This window comes from Clavibacter nebraskensis NCPPB 2581 (genome assembly GCF_000355695.1).
GTDB classification, from domain to species: Bacteria; Actinomycetota; Actinomycetes; order Actinomycetales; family Microbacteriaceae; genus Clavibacter; species Clavibacter nebraskensis.
The window spans coordinates 807,776-825,144 of record NC_020891.1 but is presented as its reverse complement, the minus strand read 5'-3'; the positions used below and the strand labels follow the sequence as shown (position 1 = coordinate 825,144).

Genomic DNA, 17,369 nt, shown 5'->3' with positions numbered 1-17,369 from the left:
GACACCCGGGCCGATCCGGTCGCGCACCGCACCCGGGCACGCCCTAACGTGGACCCATCCGGCCGGACACGGGCCGGTGGCGCGCGCAGGAGGTGCCATGTCCGACGTCCCGACCGTCGACGACCTGGAGCGCGCCGTGGACGAGGCCCTCGCACGCGGCGACGCGACGGCCGCCGCGCACGCCATCGCCATGGCGTGGCCGCATCACGTCGACCTGCACCCGCGCCGGATCCGCGACCTCTACGACCGCGTGCCCCCCGCCGCCTGGGAGGACGACGCGTGGCTCGTCTCCGGGCTGGCCGCCACCTACCGCGGCACCTCGGAGACCGACCGGCGGGCGTCGCTCCCCTACCGCTCCGCCGTCGACCTGCTGCTCACCGCGGATCCCCCACCCGCCCCGATCGTACGCGCCGCCGTCCTCGTGCACCGCGCCGCGGGCGACCGCCGCGTCGGGCGCCTCGCGGAGGCCCGCGCGTCCCTCGCGGAGGCGCGGCGGATCCTCGACACCGAGCGCGGCGCGCCGCTCAGCGTGCGCATCAGCCTCCAGGCCGCCCTCGCGCTCCAGGACGGGCTGGTGCTCGCGCACCTCGGCGCGTTCACGGCCGCGCGGGACGAGCTGCGCACGGCCGAGGCGCTCGCGGAGCGGCACCTCGTGCGCACCGACCGGCTCGAGTGCCGCGGCGCCCTGGCGTACGTGGCCTACTGCCTGGGCGAGATCGAGGAGGCCCGGGAGCTCGTGGGACGCGCGCGTGAGCTCCTGTCGGGCGCGGGATCCGGGCCGGAGCTCGCGCGGAGCGGCTTCCGGGCGCCGGCGGAGATCGCGGCCGCGCTCATCGCCGTCGACGAGACGCGGCGCGAGGGCGCCCGCGCCGTCCTCGACGACCTCCGCCCCGCCTGCGCCGGGACCGACTGGGAGCTGCTCGGGCGCTTCGCGGAGGCGACGGTCGCGGCGATCCAGGGCCTGCGGCTCGACGCGCTGGAGCACCTGCGCGGCCTGCACAACCTCGGGTCGGCCTGGGAGGAGCACGGGCCGGTGCCGGTCATGCGGGACACGCTGCGGGCGTCGCTCCTCACGCACCTCGGCCAGACGGCCGCGGCGTGGGACCTGGTCCGCACGCTCCGGCCGGTCGAGCACCACTCCACGTGCCCCGCCACGGTCGCCGGCCGCCTGCGGGTGCTCGCCGACGACCACCAGGGCGCCCTCGGCGAGATGGCGGACTGCCTCGCGCTCGGCGATGCGCACTCGGGTCGGACCCTCATGGACGTGCTCCTCGTCGTCGCGGCGGCGCACGGCGGGCTGGGCGACCGCGTGCGCAGCGACCACGCCTACGACCGGGCCGCGCGCTACGCGACCTCGACCGGGATCCTGCGTCCGTTCGCGGTCTTCCCGGCGGCCGCCTCGTCGGCGCTGCTCGACCGGGCCCTGGAGCGCGAGCAGCCGCCGGACGTGCGGCGCATGCTCGAGGCCATGCGCGCCGACCGCGGAGCCGCCGAGGCCGTCCGCGTGGATCCGCTGACCGAGCGGGAGCGCGTCATCGTCGCGTGCCTCGCGGAGGGGCTGACCGTGTCGCAGATGGCCGGCCGCCTGTTCATCTCGCCGAACACCGTGAAGTCGCACGTGCGCAGCGTCTACCGGAAGCTCGACGCCTCGACCCGCGCCGAGGCCGTGGACCGAGCCCGCGCGCGCGGCCACGACCTCCGGCCGGGACCGTCCGCCTGAGATCCGCCGCCCGGCGCTCCGGGCGATCGGGGACCCCGGGGACGACGCAGGGCGCCGACCCCCGAGAGGATCGGCGCCCTGCGCGCTGTGCGGTGGTGCGAGCTACTTGACGGTGACCGTCGCGCCCGCGGCCTCGAGCTGGGCCTTCGCCTTGTCGGCGGCCTCCTTGTTGGCGCCCTCCAGGACGGCCTTGGGGGCTCCGTCGACGAGCGCCTTCGCCTCGCCGAGACCGAGGCTCGTGAGGGCGCGCACCTCCTTGATGACCTGGATCTTCTTGTCGCCGGCGGCCTCGAGGATGACGTCGAAGGACGACTTCTCCTCGACCTCCTCCGCGGGGGCGGCCGAGCCGGGGGCTGCGGCGGCGGCGACGGGCGCCGCGGCGGTGACCTCGAAGACCTCCTCGAACTTCTTGACGAAGTCGCTGAGCTCGATGAGCGTGAGCTCCTTGAAGGCCTCGATGAGCTCGTCGTTAGACAGCTTTGCCATGGTGTATCTCCTTGGGTTGGTGTGGTGTCTCGTGGATCAGTGCATCGCGCCCCGGGTGGGACCCGAGGGGTGCTACTGAGCCGATTCCTGCTTCTCGCGCAGCGCCTCGACGGTGCGTACGGCCTGCGAGAGCGGTGCGTTGAACAGGTACGCCGCGCCGAAGAGCGAGGCCTTGAAGGCGCCGGCGAGCTTGCCCAGCAGCACCTCCCGCGACTCGAGGTCGGCGAGCTTGTTCACCTCGTCCGCCGTCAGGGGGTTGCCGTCGAAGTAACCGCCCTTCACGACGAGAAGAGGGTTGGCCTTGGTGAAGGCACGCAGCGCCTTCGCGACGGCGACGGTGTCGCCGTGCACGAACGCGATCGCGGACGGGCCGACGAGCTCGTCGTCGAACGACGAGATCCCCGCCTGGTTCGCCGCGATCTTGGTCAGCGTGTTCTTCACCACGGCGTAGGTCGCGTCTGCACTGATGCTCTTCCGCAGCTGCTTGAGCTGGGCAACGGTGAGACCGCGGTACTCGGTGAGCAGTACGGCGTTCGAGCTGCGGAACTTCTCCGCGAGCTCGGCGACCGAGGCTTCCTTGTTCGCCATGGCACTCCTTATCACGTGGTTCCCCGACACCGCGGAAGCGGTGCGAGGTGCTGGCAGCCCCCGGCTGCACACATGAGAAACGCTCCGGCACAGGAGGCCGGAGCGGGAGTGTCGCGCAGGCCCTCGGGGCATGCGCTGCATCGTGCTTCGATCACCTGCGCGGGCCTTCACCTGAGTGAACCTTCGTCCGGCGCATCCCCTCGCGGAGGCACGCCGACGACCAGCGGTCTGTGGCTCCGCTAAGAGTAGGTGACGGGGATCGCCCGCGCAAGTCGGGCGGCGCGGGCGATCCCCGGGGCGGTCAGTAGCCGACGACCGCGTGCGGCACGTAGTGCTCCTCGAGCCGCGACACCTCGTCGTCCGTGAGCTCGAGGTCCAGCGACGCGACGGCGTCCTCGATGTGCGACGCCTTCGTGCCGCCCACGATGGGCGCCGTGACGACGGGGTTCCGCGACACCCAGGCGAGCGCGACCTGCGCCCGCGGCACCCCGCGCGCCTCGGCCACCTTCGCGACGGCGGCCGCGACCCGGCGGTCGGAGTCCTCCTGCGCGGCGTAGAGCGTCTTCCCGAAGTCGTCGGTCGCGCTGCGGGCGGTCGCCGCATCCCAGTCGCGCGTGAGGCGGCCGCGGGCGAGCGGGCTCCACGGCAGGGATCCCACGCCCGCGTCGGCGCAGAGGGGCAGCATCTCGCGCTCCTCCTCGCGGTTCACGAGGTTGTAGTGGTCCTGCATCGTGACGAACGGCGCCCAGCCGTTCGCCCGCTGCAGGTGCAGCGCCTTCGAGAACCGCCAGGCGTCCATCGACGAGGCGCCGAGGTAGCGCACCTTGCCGGCCTTCACCAGGTCGTGGAGCGCCTCGAGCGTCTCCTCGAGCGGCGTCGCGGGGTCGAAGCGGTGGATCTGGTACAGGTCCACGTAGTCGGTCCCGAGCCGGCGGAGGCTCTCGTCGATCTGCCACATGATGTGCTTCCGCGACAGCCCGCGCGAGTTCGGCCCCTCCCCCATGGCGCCGTGCACCTTGGTGGCGATGACCACCTCCTCGCGCGTGGTCATCGCCTTCAGCGCGCGGCCCGTGATCTCCTCGCTCGACCCGTCGGAGTACACGTTCGCGGTGTCGAAGAACGTGATCCCGAGCTCGACCGCGCGGCGGATGAGCGGGATCGAGTCCTCCTCCGTGAGCGTCCACGCGTGGTTGCCGCGCGTCGGCTCGCCGTAGCTCATGCAGCCCAGCGCGATGGCCGAGACCTCGGTGCCCGTGCTGCCCAGGCGGACGTACCTCATGACGGGTGCCCCGCGACCGGGTCGTCGCCCGTGGTGGCGGGCGCGTGGTCGCGCCAGGTGTGCTCGGGCTCGTAGCCGAGGATCCGACGCGCCTTGTCGATGGAGAGCAGCGTCTCGTGCTCGCCCAGCTCCTTCGTCACCTCGACGCCGGGGAAGACCTCCGCGGCGAGCTCGGCCGAGGAGCGGCTCATGACCGTGTCGGCGTTCGCGACGATGAAGCGGTCGAAGCCCGGCGCGTCGTGCTCGAGCGCCTTGCGCACCGCCTGCGCGCCGTCGCGGCCGTCGATGTAGCCCCACAGGTTCCACTTGCGCGCGAGCGCGTCGTCGTCGAAGCCCGGGAACCCCTCGTAGTCGTCCACGTCCATGACGTTGGAGAAGCGGAGCGCCGTCACCTGCAGCTCGGGATCCCAGCGGCACAGCTCGATCGCCATCTGCTCCTCGAGGTGCTTCACGAGCGAGTAGGTGCTGTTCGGCTGCGCCGGGTACTCCTCGTCGACGGGGATGTAGGGCGGCGGGACGTCGAACGGCAGGCCGAGGACGGTCTCGCTCGACGCGTAGACGACCTTCGTGATGCCCGCCCGGCGCGCGGCCTGGAAGACGTTGAAGCTCGTGAGCATGTTGTTGTGGAACGTGGCCACGTCGCTGAGGATCGCGGGGGCCGGGATCGCGGCGAGGTGCACGATCGCGTCGAATCCCTCATGCAGGTCCTGGACGCCGAACAGGGCGTCGACCACCTGCCCGTAGTCGGTGGTGTCGACGCGGACGTAGCCGGATCCGCGCTCCCCCACCTGGTCGATGTTGGTGACCTCGTGTCCGTGGGCGCGCAGGTCGGCCACGACGTGGCGGCCGAGCTTCCCCGAGCCTCCGGTGACGGCGATTCTCATCAGCTGGCATCTCCTTCGTGGGGCGGTTCCGCCCCCGTCCATCCTGGCCCGCCGCCCGAGGAGGCGAAGGCGGGATGGAGGACACCCGCAGCCCGCGGACGCGGCGACGGCCCGCCGCCCCCTCTCGGGGACGACGGGCCGTCGTGGTGGTGCCGGCTGCGCTACTCGCTCGTGATGGCGAGGTCCGGCGTGCCGGTCCCGGTGCCGATGCCGGCCGCGACCGAGATGCCCTCGCGCTGCGTCGTGACGAACGTGAACTGGCCGTCCACGTAGTCCACGTGCACGTGGTCGCCCGCGTTGAGGTCGCCCTGCAGGATGCGCTCCGACAGGCGGTCCTCGATCTCGTGCTGCACCGCGCGGCGGAGGGGCCGGGCGCCGAGCGACGGGTCGAAGCCGACCTCGATGAGGCGCTCCTTCGCGGCGGTCTCGAGCGTGATCGTGAGGTCGCGGTCCATCATCCGGTCCGACAGGCGCTTCACGAACAGGTCGACGATCCGGAGCAGCTCGGGCTTCGACAGCTGCGGGAAGACGATCGTGTCGTCCACGCGGTTGAGGAACTCGGGCTTGAAGTTCTTCTTCAGCTCCTCGCTGACCTTGCCCTTCATGCGCTCGTAGGAGTTCGCGGCGTTGTTCTCGACCTGGAACCCGACCGGGGCACCCGTGATGTCCTTGGTGCCGAGGTTGGTGGTCATGATGATGACCGTGTTCTTGAAGTCGACGACGCGGCCCTGGCCATCCGTCAGGCGTCCCTCCTCCAGGATCTGGAGCAGCGAGTTGAAGATGTCCGGGTGGGCCTTCTCGATCTCGTCGAAGAGCACCACGGAGAACGGCTTGCGGCGCACCTTCTCGGTGAGCTGGCCGCCCTCCTCGAAGCCGACGAATCCGGGAGGGGCGCCGAAGAGGCGGCTCACGGTGTGCTTCTCGCCGTACTCGCTCATGTCGAGCGAGATGAGGGCGTCCTCGTCGTCGAACAGGAACTCCGCCAGGGCCTTCGCGAGCTCCGTCTTGCCGACGCCCGTGGGGCCGGCGAAGATGAACGATCCCGAGGGACGACGCGGGTCCTTGAGCCCGGCGCGCGTGCGGCGGATGGTCTTGGACAGGGCCGAGATGGCCTCCTCCTGGCCGATGACCCGCTGGTGCAGGGCCTTCTCCATGAAGACGAGGCGCGAGGACTCCTCCTCCGTGAGCTTGAACACCGGGATGCCCGTGGCCTGCGCCAGCACCTCGGCGATCAGGCCCTCGTCGACCTCGGCGGTGGTGCGGACGTCGCCCGAGCGCCACTGCTTCTCGAGGCGGAGACGCTCGCCGAGGAGGTTCTTCTCCTCGTCACGCAGGCTCGCGGCCTTCTCGAAGTCCTGGTCCTCGATGGCGGTCTCCTTGGCCACGCGGACCGTGGAGATGCGCTCGTCGAACTCGCGGAGCTCCGGCGGCGCCGACAGGATCGAGAGGCGCAGGCGGGCGCCGGCCTCGTCGATCAGGTCGATGGCCTTGTCCGGGAGGAACCGGTCGGCGATGTAGCGGTCCGCGAGGTTCGCCGCGGACACGATGGCGCCGTCGGTGATGGACACCTTGTGGAACGCCTCGTACCGGTCGCGCAGGCCCTTGAGGATGTTGATGGTGTGGGGCAGCGAGGGCTCCTGCACCTGGATGGGCTGGAAGCGGCGCTCGAGGGCCGCGTCCTTCTCGAAGTGCTTGCGGTACTCGTCGAGCGTGGTGGCGCCGATGGTCTGCAGCTCGCCGCGCGCGAGGAGCGGCTTGAGGATGCTGGCCGCGTCGATCGCGCCCTCGGCGGCACCCGCGCCGACGAGCGTGTGGATCTCGTCGATGAAGGTGATGATGTCGCCGCGCGTGCGGATCTCCTTGGTGACCTTCTTGAGGCGCTCCTCGAAGTCGCCGCGGTAGCGGGACCCGGCGATGAGCGAGCCGAGGTCGAGCGTGTAGAGCTGCTTGTCCTTCAGCGTCTCCGGGACGTCGCCCTTGACGATGGCCTGCGCCAGGCCCTCGACGACGGCGGTCTTGCCGACGCCGGGCTCGCCGATGAGGACGGGGTTGTTCTTGGAGCGGCGCGACAGGATTTGCATCACGCGCTCGATCTCCTTCTCGCGCCCGATGACGGGGTCGAGCTTGCCGTCGCGCGCGGCCTGCGTGAGGTTGCGCCCGAACTGGTCGAGGACCGTGGAGCCCGCCTGCTGGCTCTGCTGCGCCTCGCCGCCGACGGCGACCGCCTCCTTGCCCTGGTAGCCGGACAGGAGCTGGATGACCTGCTGGCGCACGCGGTTGAGGTCGGCGCCGAGCTTGACGAGCACCTGCGCGGCGACGCCCTCGCCCTCGCGGATCAAGCCGAGGAGGATGTGCTCGGTGCCGATGTAGTTGTGGCCGAGCTGGAGGGCCTCGCGGAGCGACAGCTCCAGGACCTTCTTGGCGCGCGGCGTGAACGGGATGTGCCCCGTGGGCTGCTGCTGGCCCTGGCCGATGATGTCCTGGACCTGTTCGCGGACGGCATCGAGGGAGATGCCGAGCGACTCCAGGGCCTTGGCGGCCACGCCTTCGCCCTCGTGGATGAGGCCGAGCAGGATGTGCTCGGTCCCGATGTAGTTGTGGTTGAGCATCTTGGCCTCTTCTTGGGCCAGGACGACGACGCGACGAGCGCGGTCGGTGAATCTCTCGAACATCTGTATCTCCCTGGGCACCGGGGCAGGGGGCCGGCGCCGATATGTAGAGAGTAACGACGGGTCCGAGGAGTGCATGCCCCTGTTCGCCGTGGGCGTGACGCGATGCGGTGGGCGGCGGATCCGGGCCGGCAGACGGCCGGCGGGCGCGGTCCGCGCTAGCGGTCGGCGTCGGGCGCGGGCACGCCCATGCGGGCGCGCTCCTTCGCCTCGATGGCGGCGTACGCCTTGCGCTCCTGCTTGTCCGCCTGGATGACCGCTCGCATGATGAACCAGAAGATCAGGCCCACGCCGAGGGTGGGGAGGATCGACCAGATCGCGCTCGCCCAGAAATCATCCATGCGGAAAGGATACGCCGCGCTCTAGGTGAGGATGCCGTAGACGCCCTGGCCGATCATGACCACGGCGATGCCGCCCACGATGATCCAGAGGGCGTAGCGCGCGGTGGTGGGCTTCTTCGGGTTCGAGCCGTCGGGGCCTAATGGCATGGTCGCCTACTTCACTAGGGGGAACAGGATGGTCTCGCGGATGCCGAGACCGGTGATGGCCATGAGGAGCCGGTCGACCCCCATGCCCATGCCGCCCGAGGGCGGCATGCCGTGCTCGAGGGCACGGAGGAACTCCTCGTCGAGCGGCATGGCCTCGTCGTCGCCGCGCGCCGACTGGCGCGCCTGGTCGACGAAGCGCTCGCGCTGCACGACGGGATCCACGAGCTCGGAGTAGCCGGTGGCCAGCTCGAAGCCGCGGATGTAGAGGTCCCACTTCTCGACGACGCCCTCGATCGAGCGGTGCGCGCGCGTGAGCGGGGAGGTCTCCACGGGGAAGTCGAGCACGAAGGTGGGGCGCTCGAGGCCGCCCTTGACGAAGTGCTCCCAGAGCTCCTCGACGAGCTTGCCGTGCGTGCTCAGCGGCACGACGACGCCCTCGCGGTCCGCGATGGCCTGGAGCTCGTCGACGGTGGTGGCGGGCGTGATCTCGACGCCGGCGGCCGCGCTCAGCGAGCCGTACATCGAGATGCGGTCCCACTCGCCGCCGAGGTCGTACTCGGTGCCGTCGGCCCACGTGACGACGTGGCTGCCGGCGACGGCCTCGGCCGCGTCCTGCACGAGCGTCTGGGTGAGCTCGGCGATGGAGGTGTAGTCGCCGTAGGCCTCGTACGCCTCGAGCATCGCGAACTCGGGGCTGTGGGTGCTGTCGGCGCCCTCGTTGCGGAAGTTGCGGTTGATCTCGAAGACGCGGTCGATGCCGCCGACGACCGCACGCTTGAGGTACAGCTCGGGCGCGATGCGGAGGTACATCTCGGTGTCGAAGGCGTTGGAGTGCGTGACGAACGGGCGGGCGGACGCGCCGCCGTGCATGACCTGCAGCATGGGCGTCTCGACCTCGACGTAGCCGCGCTGGCGGAACGTCTCGCGCATCGAGGCGTTGACCTTCGCGCGGTCGAGGACGTTCTTGCGGGCCTGGTCGCGGACGATCAGGTCGAGGTAGCGGCTGCGGACCCGGGTCTCGTCGGAGAGCTCGGAGTGCAGGTTCGGCAGGGGCAGCAGGGCCTTCGAGGCGATGCGCCACTCGGTGGCCATGATCGACAGCTCGCCCTTGCGGCTCGCGATGACGCGGCCGGCGACGAAGACGTGGTCGCCCAGGTCGACGAGCTCCTTCCACGCGGCGAGGGCCTCCTCGCCGACCTCGGCCAGCGAGATCATGGCCTGGATGCGCGTGCCGTCGCCCGCCTGGAGCGTGGCGAAGCAGAGCCTGCCGGTGTTGCGGAAGTGGACGACGCGGCCCGCGATGCCGACCACGTGGTCGGTCTCCTCGCCGGGCTCGAGGTGGCCGAACTCCGCGCGGACCGCCGGGATGGTGGTCGTGACGGGCACCTGCACCGGGTACGCGCCCTCGCCCGGGCCGCCCTGGGCGTTGAGACGCGCGCGCTTGGCGAGGCGCACGGCCTTCTGCTCGGCGACGTCCTCGGCGGATCCCTCCGCGGCGGGAGCGGGGGCGGTCTCGGGCGTCGCGGGCGTTCCGGGGCTGTCGGTCATGGGCGGGCGGATCCTCGCGGGTCGGGGGTTCGGGGCGGCCGAGCGGCCTCCCGTCGATTCTCGCAGGTGCGGGCGGGGCCCGGGCACGGTCGGGTCAGGCTATGACGACGGTCGCGTTGTCGATGAGGCGGGTGCTGCCGACGTGCGCCGCGATGACGGCGAGAGCGACGCCCGTGAAGCCGTCGTCCACGGACTCGAAGGTGGTCGGGTCCACGACCTGGAAGTGGTCGAGGGCCACGGCGGGCTCCCCCATCACCACGGACTGGGCGGCGGCGATGACGGCGTCGACGCCGCGGTCCCCGGCGCTCTGGGCGGCCTCGAGCGCGGCCGGGATGACGCGGGCGGCGCGGCGCTCGCGCTCGTCGAGGTAGCGGTTGCGGCTCGAGAGGGCGAGGCCGTCGGGCTCGCGCACCGTGGGCAGCTCCTCGATGCGGACGGGAAGGTCGAGGTCGCGCACCATGCGGCGCACGAGGTGCAGCTGCTGGGCGTCCTTCTGGCCGAAGGTGGCGACGTCGGGCGCCACGATGTGCAGGAGCTTCGCCACGACGGTGAGCATGCCGTCGAAGTGGCCGGGGCGGGAGCGGCCCTCGAGCGTGAGGGCGACGGATCCGCCGGTGACGCGGACGCGCGCGGGGCCGTCCGGGTACATCTCGGCCGCTGGCGGCGCGAACACGAGGTCGACGCCGGTCTCCGCGAGCGCGGCGACGTCGGCGTCGAGCGTGCGCGGGTACGCGTCGAGGTCCTCGCCCGCGCCGAACTGCAGCGGGTTGACGAAGATCGACACGACCACGAGGGAGCCGAGCTCGCGGGCCCGGCGCGCGTGCGCCAGGTGGCCCTCGTGCAGCGCGCCCATGGTGGGGACGAGGACGACGACGGGCGCCTCCCCCGCCGCGGTGCGCGCGGCCCGGTGGTCGCGGACACGGGCGCGCAGCTCGGCGATGCCGGTGACGACGGTGGGCGCGGGGATCGTCATGGCAGGGGGCTCCTCGGTGCTGCGGGACGCGGACGCACCAGGTTAGTGCGGCTCGTGGCCCTCGTCCGTCGGCAGCGGCACGTCGCCGGAGGTGAGGCGCGCGCCGCCCGCCGGGGAGGAGCGGCGCAGCGCGTCGTCGACGGCCGAGCGGATCAGCGGGCCGAGGACGCGGCCGGGCTCCTCCACGCCGATGCCCGCGAGGAGGCCGGCGGCCTGGTCGACGATGGCCGTGGAGAACGTGGTCGCGGTGGAGATGGCCTCCGCGTAGGCGGCGCGGTCCCCCTCCTCCACGACGACGGGCTCGCCGCCCATCTCCACGACGAGCACCTGCGCGATCGGGAGCACGGGGGCGGGCGCGGTGACGGCGAACCAGCTGTCGACCATGCGGCCGAGGTCCATGCTCGTGCCGGTGAACGACATCGCCGGGTGGATGGCGAGCGGGATGATGCCGGACGCGAACGCCGGGGCGAGCACCTGGATCCCGTGCGCCGCCGACGTGTGCACGACCAGCTGGCCCGGCTGCCAGGCGCCCGTGGCGGCGAGCCCGGAGACGAGGCCGGGGAGCTCGGCGTCGGGGACGGCGAGGATCACGAGCTCGCTGCGCTCGACGATCTCCGGGATGTCGAGCACGGGCACGCCCGGGAGCATCGTCTCGGCGCGCTCCCGGCTCGCCTCGGACACCGCGGAGATGCCCGTGATCGCGTGGCCGGCGCCCGCGAGCGCCATGCCGAGGACGGGGCCGACGCGGCCCGCGCCGACGATGCCGACGCCGAGTCGGCCGGAGCGCTGGGACGGGGCGGTCATGCGGGGTCCTCGGGGGTGGATCGGTGTCGCGGGGCGGCGGCGTGGTCGGGGGCGGAGGGCGGCACGGCGGGCGGTGGATCCGCGGCGGGCGCCGGGTCGGGCGCGGGCGCCGGGACGGGCGCGGGCGCCGGGACGGGCGCGGGCGCAGGCGCCGGGACGGCGGCAGCGGCGGATCCCGGCGCCGGCCAGCTCGCGGCCTCGGCGCCCCAGCGCGCGGACGTGTCCGACCGGGCGGACGCCACGGCCGCCCGGACGAGCTGGGTCGCGAGGTCCACGCCGGTCGCGCGGTCGATGGCGCCGAGGCGCGTGTCCACGGGGCCCGCGACGGTCACGGCGCGCACCGCGACGAGGTCGAGCCGGCGGTCGACGGGGCCCTGGGTGAGGTCGACGCCCTGCGTGCGCGCGTGCGGCACGATGACGAGCCGGCGCCAGATCATGCCGCGGCGCACGAGGAACGCCGACGCGTCGACCGCGAACCCGGTGCGGCGCCAGGAGAAGGGCTTGAGGATCCACGCCCGACGCGGCGACGTGGTGAACCCGTCGTCGTCTCCCCCGCGGCCGGTCATGCCCACGGCGACGAGTGCGAGCGCCTGGTCGCCCACGAGGTCGGGCAGCACGAGGCCGAGCACGCGGTCCACGTCACGGCGGTCGCCCACGGGGAGGATCGACGTGTTCTGCTGGCCGGCCGCGCCCGGCGACGAGGAGTGCGAGGCGCGCGTGATGCGGATCTCCCACCAGCCGGCCGCGCGCCACAGCAGCGGCTGCACGACCTCGACCGCGTGGATCCGGCCGGGCGGGATGGTGTCGTTGCTCGTGGACAGCAGGCCGAACCCGACGCGCACGCCGTCGGGCGTGCCGGCGACGCTGTAGCGGAGCGAGCGCGTGATGCGGCGCACGAAGAAGCCGGCGGATCCCAGCAGCGTCGGCAGGAGGGGCACGAGCAGGTACCAGGCCTCGAAGCGCACGATGAGCGGGATCCCGACCGCGACGAACAGCACGAGCACCACCGTGGGCGCCGAGAGCAGGACCGCGCCGACCAGGCGCGGGAGGGGGATGCGCACGACGGATTGCGGCGGCGCGGCATCGGGGTCGAGCTCGGGGGCGAGGAAGTCGTCGACCCGGGAGCCGACGAAGCCGCGGGCGGGAGCGCCGGGAGCGGCCGACGCGGCGGGCGCGGATCCCGCCGCCTCGGCCCGCGCGCCGGACGCGAGCCGCAGCACGCGGAGCCGGAACGCGTCGGCGTCGCGCGACCGGAGGTACTGCAGGGGCAAGTTGGCGTCGTTTCCCGCGACCTGGATCTCGAGCTTGGCCGCCCCGATCAGCCGCGCGACGAGCGGGCGCACGATGTTGACGCCCTGGATGCGGTCGAGCCGGGCCCGCCGGTTCGTGCGCGACAGGATCCCGCTGCGCACCTCGACGGTCTCCTCCGTGACGCGGAACGTGTGCATGCGCCACGACAGGTAGGAGACGCCGACCGCGAGCAGGGTGAAGGCGAGGAGGGCGAGGATCACCCAGATGAGGGCGCCGGTCTCGACGAGCATCGGGATGAGGTCGCCCTCGCCGCCGCGGTCCTGGCCGGGGACGAATCGCTCCACGATCTGCTCGCGCAGCGACGAGAGCAGGAAGCCGATCGCGAGGAGGAACACGAACCCGCCGCGCAGCACGGGGGTCGCGGGGTGCAGGCGGTGCCAGCCGCCGTCGGTGAGCTCCTCGGCGATGCGGGCCTCCGCGGCGGGGATAGCGGGCTCGGGCTCGGCGGGGGACGCCGGACCCGCGGGCGCCTCGTCGGTCACAGCCCCGCCCGGCGCGTCTCGGCGAGGGCGACCAGCCGGTCGCGCAGCTCCTCGGCGTCGGCGTTCGTGAGCCCGGGGATCTGGATGGCCGCCGCGGCCGCCGCGGTGACGAGCTTGAGGTCGGCGAGGCCCAGCACGCGGCCGACGGGGCCGCGCGTGATGTCGACGAGCTGCATCCGGCCGTACGGCACGGCGACGACGCGCGTCCACATGATGCCGCGACGGAAGACGAGGTCGTCCTCGCGCAGCTGGTAGCCCATCGCGCGGACGCGGCGGGGGACGATCACGAGCGTCACGACCAGCTCGATCGCCGCCGCGGCCCCCAGCACGACGGGGAGCCAGCCCGGCGCCTCGACGGCGTGGAGGAACACCGCGATGCCGCCGAGGACGAATGCGGTGATCACGCCGCCCACCAGCTCGACGCCGACGAGGCGCGGGGAGACGCGGCGCCACGAGACGCCGTGCGGGTCGACGTTCGGGGTCACGGTGCTCCTCGGTGGTGCGTTCGGGCCCGCGAGCGTTGGTGCTGCGGAGCCCCTGAGCGGGGTGCGGTGGTGCCCGCGAGCGGTGGCGCTGCGGGGTCCTACGAGAGCTCGCGCGCCGGGTCCCCGGGGCGCGAGTCGTCCCGGTCGTCGGGCGGGACCGTGCACCAGTGCTCGGCGACCAGCCCGGCGACGAGGAGGACGACGGCTCCCACCGTACCGGCCACCGCCAGCCCGACCGAGGACGCGCCCGGCAGCACCGGGCGGGCCACCACGAACGCCAGCACTCCCCCGGTGATCCCGGTGAGCAGCGCGCCCGCGAGCGCCGACGCCTTCGCGAGCAGCACGACCCGGGTGGCGCGGAACGGGTCGACGCGGCCGGGCGTGCGGCCGAGCGTCGAGCGGCGGATGGGGCGGGCGAGCGCGAGCAGCACGATCCCGACGATGAGGAGCGTGGCGCCGAGCGTGAGCGGCGGGATGAGCAGCGCGCGACCGCTCATGACGAGCGCGTTCTCGGCGAACCAGCCGACGGCCGCGCCCGCGATGAGCAGGGCGATGAGGGTGGTGGAGCGCGTGCGGGTCATGCGCGGGCCTCCGCGGCAGCGGCAGCGGGCGCGGCTGCGGGTGCGGGTGGCGGCGCGAGGGCGGCGAGCAGCGCGTCGACGCGGCCGCGGCCCGGCAGCTCTGCGTCGGGATCCGCCTGCAGCCAGGGGCCCAGCACGAAGGCGCGCTCGGCGGCGCGCGGGTGCGGCACCGTGAGGCGTTCGTCGTGGATCCGCGCGTCGCCGTACGCGATCACGTCGAGGTCGATCGTGCGGTCGCCCCAGCGCTCGGCGCGCACGCGGCCGAGGTCGCGCTCGATCGCGGCCAGCACGTCCAGCAGCGCGTGCGGGCCGAGCCCGGAGTCCACCAGCGCGACGCCGTTGAGGTAGCCGGGCTTCGTCGGGTCCTCCCCGGCTGCGGTCACGGCGACGGACTCCACGAGATCCGACGTGCGCACGACGCGGAGGCCGGGCACCTCGTCGATGCTCGCCAGCGCGCGCTCGATGGTCGCCCGCCGGCCGCCGAGGTTGGATCCCACGGCCACGACCGCGCGCACGGTCTCCCCCGGCGCCGGCAGCGCGGACGCCCGCTCGATGACGACGGCCACGTCGTCGAAGGGCACGGCGATGGGCGCGTCCGGCTTGTGCACGGTGACGCGCACGGACCGGGCGACGGGATGCGCGAGCACGACGCCCGCGACGCGCTCGGCGACGGTCTCGATGAGGTCGACGGGATCCCGCCCGACCGCCGCGGCGACCTCCTCGGCGAGCTCCCCGTAGTGCAGCGTGCGGCCCAGCTCGTCGCTGCCGCCGGCGGGCGCGAGGTCGAGCGCGACCTCCAGGTCGATCACGAACGGCTGGCCGTCGCGGCGCTCCTCGGCGAACACGCCGTGGTGGGCGTGCACGCGGAGCCCGGTGAGCAGGATGCGGTCGGCGGGGGCGGGCGTCACCATGAGCGGCCCACGACGATGGACGGCAGGTCGCCCGGGTCGGCCGGGTCGTACCAGAGCGGCAGCTTGCCGCCGACGGAGGGGAGCAGCCGGTCGGCGGTCGTCACGGTGCGCGTGACGTGGTGGTCGCGCCCGTCGCCGTCGGTGAAGGCCACCGTGAGACGCGCGCGCACGGCCTCGCCGGATCCGTCGAGGCGCTGCACCGCGGTGACGATCGCGGAGGTGCGGCGGCCGGTCTCGGTGACGCGGCGGGCGGTGGCCGCGAGGCGCGCGACGCGGCGCTGCACGACGGCCCACGCGACGGCGGTGGCGATCCCCAGCACGGCGAGCACCGCGGCCACGAGCCCGAGGGCGCCGTGCGACGCGTCGCCCTCGACCGCGGCGGAGGAGAACGGCAGCGCGCCGACGATGCCGAGCGCCGTGCCGAGCAGCACGACGGCGGCCGGCCACAGCGCGGCGCCGACGGTGGTAAGGACGGGCGACAGCAGCACGACGGACGCGTAGGCGGCGCCCAGGGATCCGAGGAGCCCGAGCAGGGCCGCGACGACCTTCGCGACCACGACGGCCGCTCCCGCGCCGGCGGCGACGTCGGCCGGGAACGTCAGGCCGATCCCGAGGATCACGGACGCGATGAGCGCGGCGACCGCGATGCGCACGAGCACCGCCTGCGGGGAGACGACGACACGGTCCTGGCTCACGGCGCTCATGCTCCTACTCTGACAGACCGGCGGCGGCCGACGCCCCGGCGGATGCGGCGGCGGCCTCGGCGCGCCCGCGCGCCCAGGCCTCCTCGACCGCGAGCGCGGCGCGGGTGGAGGCGACGTCGTGCACGCGCACGGCCCACGCCCCGGCGCGCGCGGACAGGGCGCTGACGACCGCGGTCGGCACGTCGCGCTCCGCGACGGCCGCGCCCTCCGGCAGCAGCCGCCCCAAGAAGCGCTTGCGGGAGGCGCCCACGAGCACGCGGTGGCCGAGGCCCGTGAACGCGTCGAGGGATCCGAGGAGCTGCCAGTCGTGCGCGGCGTCCTTCGCGAAGCCGAGGCCGGGGTCGACGGCGATGCGCGCGGGATCCACTCCGGCGGCCACGAGCGCGTCGATGCGGGCGACGAGCTCGTCGCGCACCTCGCCGACCGTGTCGACGTAGGTCGCGCGCGCCGCCATGGTGTCGCTGTGCCCGCGCCAGTGCATGGCCACGTAGTCGACGTCGGCGTCCGCGACGACCGCGGCCATCCGCGGATCCGCGAGACCCCCGGACACGTCGTTGACGATGCGCGCCCCCGCCGCGACGCACGCCTCCGCGGTCGCGGCGCGCATGGTGTCGACGCTGACGGCGATACCCTCGGCGGCGAGCTCCCGGACCACGGGCAGCACGCGCGCGAGCTCCTCGTCCGCGTCGACGCGGAGCGCGCCCGGGCGGGTGGACTCGCCACCCACGTCCACGAGGTCGGCGCCCGCGGCGACCATCCGCCGGGCGTGCGCGAGCGCGTCGTCGAGCGCGAGGTGCCGGCCGCCGTCGCTGAAGGAGTCGGGCGTCGCGTTGAGGATCCCCATCACGAGCGTGCGCGGGGCGCCCACGGTCACGCCCGGCCGCCCGCGGCGGGCAGCAGCGCGAGCACCTCGGCGCGCGCCGCGGGCTCGGCGAGGGATCCGCGCGCCGCGATGGTGATGGTCGTGCTGCCGGCTTGGCGGGTGCCGCGCGCGGTCACGCAGCCGTGCGTCGCGTCGAGGATCACGGCCACGCCGCGCGCCCCGAGACCGTGCTCGAGGGCCTCGGCGATCTGCTCGCCCAGCCGCTCCTGCATCTGCGGGCGGGAGGCGAGGTCGTCGACCACGCGCGGCAGCCGGCCAAGGCCGACGATCCGCTCCCCCGGCACGTAGGCCAGGTGCGCGACGCCGGTGAACGGCAGCAGGTGGTGCTCGCAGATGGAGCGGAACGCGATGCCCGTCACGATCACGGGCTGCGGCGCCGCGTCCGTCTCCGGGAGCGGGAAGGTCTCACGCAGGTGCCGGAGCGGATCCGTGCCGACCCCCGCGAAGAACTCGCCGTACGCCTCGGCCACCCGAGCCGGGGTGGTCGCGAGGCCCTCCCGGCGCGGGTCCTCGCCGATGGCGAGGATCAACTCGGCCACGGCCGCCTCGATGCGCGCCCGGTCGACGCCCACC

The 17,369-nt window shown here is 73.6% G+C and carries 18 protein-coding genes; 1 reads left to right on the top strand and 17 read right to left on the bottom strand.

Features of this window, described 5'->3' with window-relative positions; all coding sequences use genetic code 11:
* Window positions 1-97 precede the first annotated feature (97 nt).
* Window positions 98-1,720: a LuxR family transcriptional regulator gene (locus CMN_RS03995; RefSeq protein ID WP_015489567.1), complete on the top strand. Its 1,623-nt coding sequence runs from the start codon at window positions 98-100 to the stop codon at window positions 1,718-1,720.
* Between the two features lie 102 nt (window positions 1,721-1,822).
* Here the strand turns inward: CMN_RS03995 and rplL are convergent, their stop codons facing one another.
* The 17 genes from rplL to folE form a co-directional block, all read right to left on the bottom strand.
* Window positions 1,823-2,206 (bottom strand): 50S ribosomal protein L7/L12, encoded by a 384-nt coding sequence (gene rplL / locus CMN_RS03990; RefSeq protein WP_015489566.1) that lies wholly within the window; start codon window positions 2,204-2,206, stop codon window positions 1,823-1,825.
* Window positions 2,207-2,278: 72 nt separating this feature from the next.
* A complete protein-coding gene (gene rplJ / locus CMN_RS03985) occupies window positions 2,279-2,794 on the bottom strand; it encodes a 50S ribosomal protein L10 (RefSeq protein ID WP_015489565.1) in 516 nt (171 codons plus the stop codon).
* A 301-nt stretch (window positions 2,795-3,095) separates the two neighbouring features.
* Window positions 3,096-4,073 carry an aldo/keto reductase gene (locus tag CMN_RS03980; RefSeq protein ID WP_015489564.1) on the bottom strand — a complete coding sequence of 326 codons (978 nt, stop codon included), beginning with the start codon at window positions 4,071-4,073 and terminating at the stop codon, window positions 3,096-3,098.
* Window positions 4,070-4,957, bottom strand: a complete 888-nt coding sequence (locus tag CMN_RS03975) for an NAD-dependent epimerase/dehydratase family protein (protein ID WP_015489563.1) — start codon at window positions 4,955-4,957, stop codon at window positions 4,070-4,072. The genes CMN_RS03980 and CMN_RS03975 overlap by 4 nt, the downstream gene beginning before the upstream one ends.
* A gap of 161 nt (window positions 4,958-5,118) precedes the next feature.
* The gene (locus CMN_RS03970; RefSeq protein ID WP_015489562.1) at window positions 5,119-7,629 is read right to left on the bottom strand and encodes an ATP-dependent Clp protease ATP-binding subunit; all 2,511 of its coding nucleotides are present in this window, start codon (window positions 7,627-7,629) and stop codon (window positions 5,119-5,121) included.
* Window positions 7,630-7,784: 155 nt separating this feature from the next.
* Entirely contained in the window at window positions 7,785-7,967 is a 183-nt protein-coding gene (locus tag CMN_RS03965) for a hypothetical protein (RefSeq protein WP_012037541.1), read from the bottom strand.
* 21 nt (window positions 7,968-7,988) lie between these two features.
* The gene (locus tag CMN_RS15420; protein ID WP_012037540.1) at window positions 7,989-8,114 is read right to left on the bottom strand and encodes a hypothetical protein; all 126 of its coding nucleotides are present in this window, start codon (window positions 8,112-8,114) and stop codon (window positions 7,989-7,991) included.
* A 6-nt stretch (window positions 8,115-8,120) separates the two neighbouring features.
* Window positions 8,121-9,662, bottom strand: coding sequence for a lysine--tRNA ligase (gene lysS, locus CMN_RS03960; RefSeq protein ID WP_015489561.1), 1,542 nt, complete (start codon window positions 9,660-9,662; stop codon window positions 8,121-8,123).
* 94 nt (window positions 9,663-9,756) lie between these two features.
* Window positions 9,757-10,635 carry a pantoate--beta-alanine ligase gene (panC, locus tag CMN_RS03955; RefSeq protein WP_015489560.1) on the bottom strand — a complete coding sequence of 293 codons (879 nt, stop codon included), beginning with the start codon at window positions 10,633-10,635 and terminating at the stop codon, window positions 9,757-9,759.
* A gap of 42 nt (window positions 10,636-10,677) precedes the next feature.
* Window positions 10,678-11,439 (bottom strand): Rossmann-like and DUF2520 domain-containing protein, encoded by a 762-nt coding sequence (locus CMN_RS03950; protein WP_015489559.1) that lies wholly within the window; start codon window positions 11,437-11,439, stop codon window positions 10,678-10,680.
* Window positions 11,436-13,232, bottom strand: a complete 1,797-nt coding sequence (locus tag CMN_RS03945; protein WP_015489558.1) for a PH domain-containing protein — start codon at window positions 13,230-13,232, stop codon at window positions 11,436-11,438. The genes CMN_RS03950 and CMN_RS03945 overlap by 4 nt, the downstream gene beginning before the upstream one ends.
* Window positions 13,229-13,717, bottom strand: coding sequence for a PH domain-containing protein (locus CMN_RS03940; protein ID WP_015489557.1), 489 nt, complete (start codon window positions 13,715-13,717; stop codon window positions 13,229-13,231). Before CMN_RS03940 ends, CMN_RS03945 begins: the two co-directional genes overlap by 4 nt.
* A 98-nt stretch (window positions 13,718-13,815) precedes the next feature.
* The gene (locus CMN_RS03935; RefSeq protein ID WP_015489556.1) at window positions 13,816-14,298 is read right to left on the bottom strand and encodes a DUF3180 domain-containing protein; all 483 of its coding nucleotides are present in this window, start codon (window positions 14,296-14,298) and stop codon (window positions 13,816-13,818) included.
* The gene (folK, locus tag CMN_RS03930) at window positions 14,295-15,209 is read right to left on the bottom strand and encodes a 2-amino-4-hydroxy-6-hydroxymethyldihydropteridine diphosphokinase (RefSeq protein ID WP_015489555.1); all 915 of its coding nucleotides are present in this window, start codon (window positions 15,207-15,209) and stop codon (window positions 14,295-14,297) included. Before folK ends, CMN_RS03935 begins: the two co-directional genes overlap by 4 nt.
* On the bottom strand, window positions 15,203-15,913 hold the full coding sequence (locus tag CMN_RS03925) for a DUF3592 domain-containing protein (RefSeq protein WP_015489554.1): 711 nt from the start codon (window positions 15,911-15,913) through the stop codon (window positions 15,203-15,205). Before CMN_RS03925 ends, folK begins: the two co-directional genes overlap by 7 nt.
* 4 nt (window positions 15,914-15,917) lie before the next feature.
* Window positions 15,918-16,787, bottom strand: a complete 870-nt coding sequence (gene folP, locus CMN_RS03920) for a dihydropteroate synthase (protein ID WP_015489553.1) — start codon at window positions 16,785-16,787, stop codon at window positions 15,918-15,920.
* Entirely contained in the window at window positions 16,784-17,368 is a 585-nt protein-coding gene (gene folE, locus CMN_RS03915; RefSeq protein ID WP_015489552.1) for a GTP cyclohydrolase I, read from the bottom strand. The genes folP and folE overlap by 4 nt, the downstream gene beginning before the upstream one ends.
* Window position 17,369 lies beyond the last annotated feature (1 nt).

What these genes read in the sequence shown, in the direction of transcription:
- folK (WP_015489555.1), bottom strand. Translation starts at nt 15,209, where the DNA reads ATGGTGACGCCCGCCCCCGCCGACCGCATCCTGCTCACCGGGCTCCGC.
- CMN_RS03975 (WP_015489563.1), bottom strand. Translation starts at nt 4,957, where the DNA reads ATGAGAATCGCCGTCACCGGAGGCTCGGGGAAGCTCGGCCGCCACGTC.
- rplJ (WP_015489565.1), bottom strand. Translation starts at nt 2,794, where the DNA reads ATGGCGAACAAGGAAGCCTCGGTCGCCGAGCTCGCGGAGAAGTTCCGC.
- CMN_RS03965 (WP_012037541.1), bottom strand. Translation starts at nt 7,967, where the DNA reads ATGGATGATTTCTGGGCGAGCGCGATCTGGTCGATCCTCCCCACCCTC.
- lysS (WP_015489561.1), bottom strand. Translation starts at nt 9,662, where the DNA reads ATGACCGACAGCCCCGGAACGCCCGCGACGCCCGAGACCGCCCCCGCT.
- rplL (WP_015489566.1), bottom strand. Translation starts at nt 2,206, where the DNA reads ATGGCAAAGCTGTCTAACGACGAGCTCATCGAGGCCTTCAAGGAGCTC.
- CMN_RS03950 (WP_015489559.1), bottom strand. Translation starts at nt 11,439, where the DNA reads ATGACCGCCCCGTCCCAGCGCTCCGGCCGACTCGGCGTCGGCATCGTC.
- CMN_RS03970 (WP_015489562.1), bottom strand. Translation starts at nt 7,629, where the DNA reads ATGTTCGAGAGATTCACCGACCGCGCTCGTCGCGTCGTCGTCCTGGCC.
- panC (WP_015489560.1), bottom strand. Translation starts at nt 10,635, where the DNA reads ATGACGATCCCCGCGCCCACCGTCGTCACCGGCATCGCCGAGCTGCGC.
- CMN_RS03935 (WP_015489556.1), bottom strand. Translation starts at nt 14,298, where the DNA reads ATGACCCGCACGCGCTCCACCACCCTCATCGCCCTGCTCATCGCGGGC.
- CMN_RS15420 (WP_012037540.1), bottom strand. Translation starts at nt 8,114, where the DNA reads ATGCCATTAGGCCCCGACGGCTCGAACCCGAAGAAGCCCACCACCGCG.
- CMN_RS03980 (WP_015489564.1), bottom strand. Translation starts at nt 4,073, where the DNA reads ATGAGGTACGTCCGCCTGGGCAGCACGGGCACCGAGGTCTCGGCCATC.
- CMN_RS03995 (WP_015489567.1), top strand. Translation starts at nt 98, where the DNA reads ATGTCCGACGTCCCGACCGTCGACGACCTGGAGCGCGCCGTGGACGAG.
- CMN_RS03925 (WP_015489554.1), bottom strand. Translation starts at nt 15,913, where the DNA reads ATGAGCGCCGTGAGCCAGGACCGTGTCGTCGTCTCCCCGCAGGCGGTG.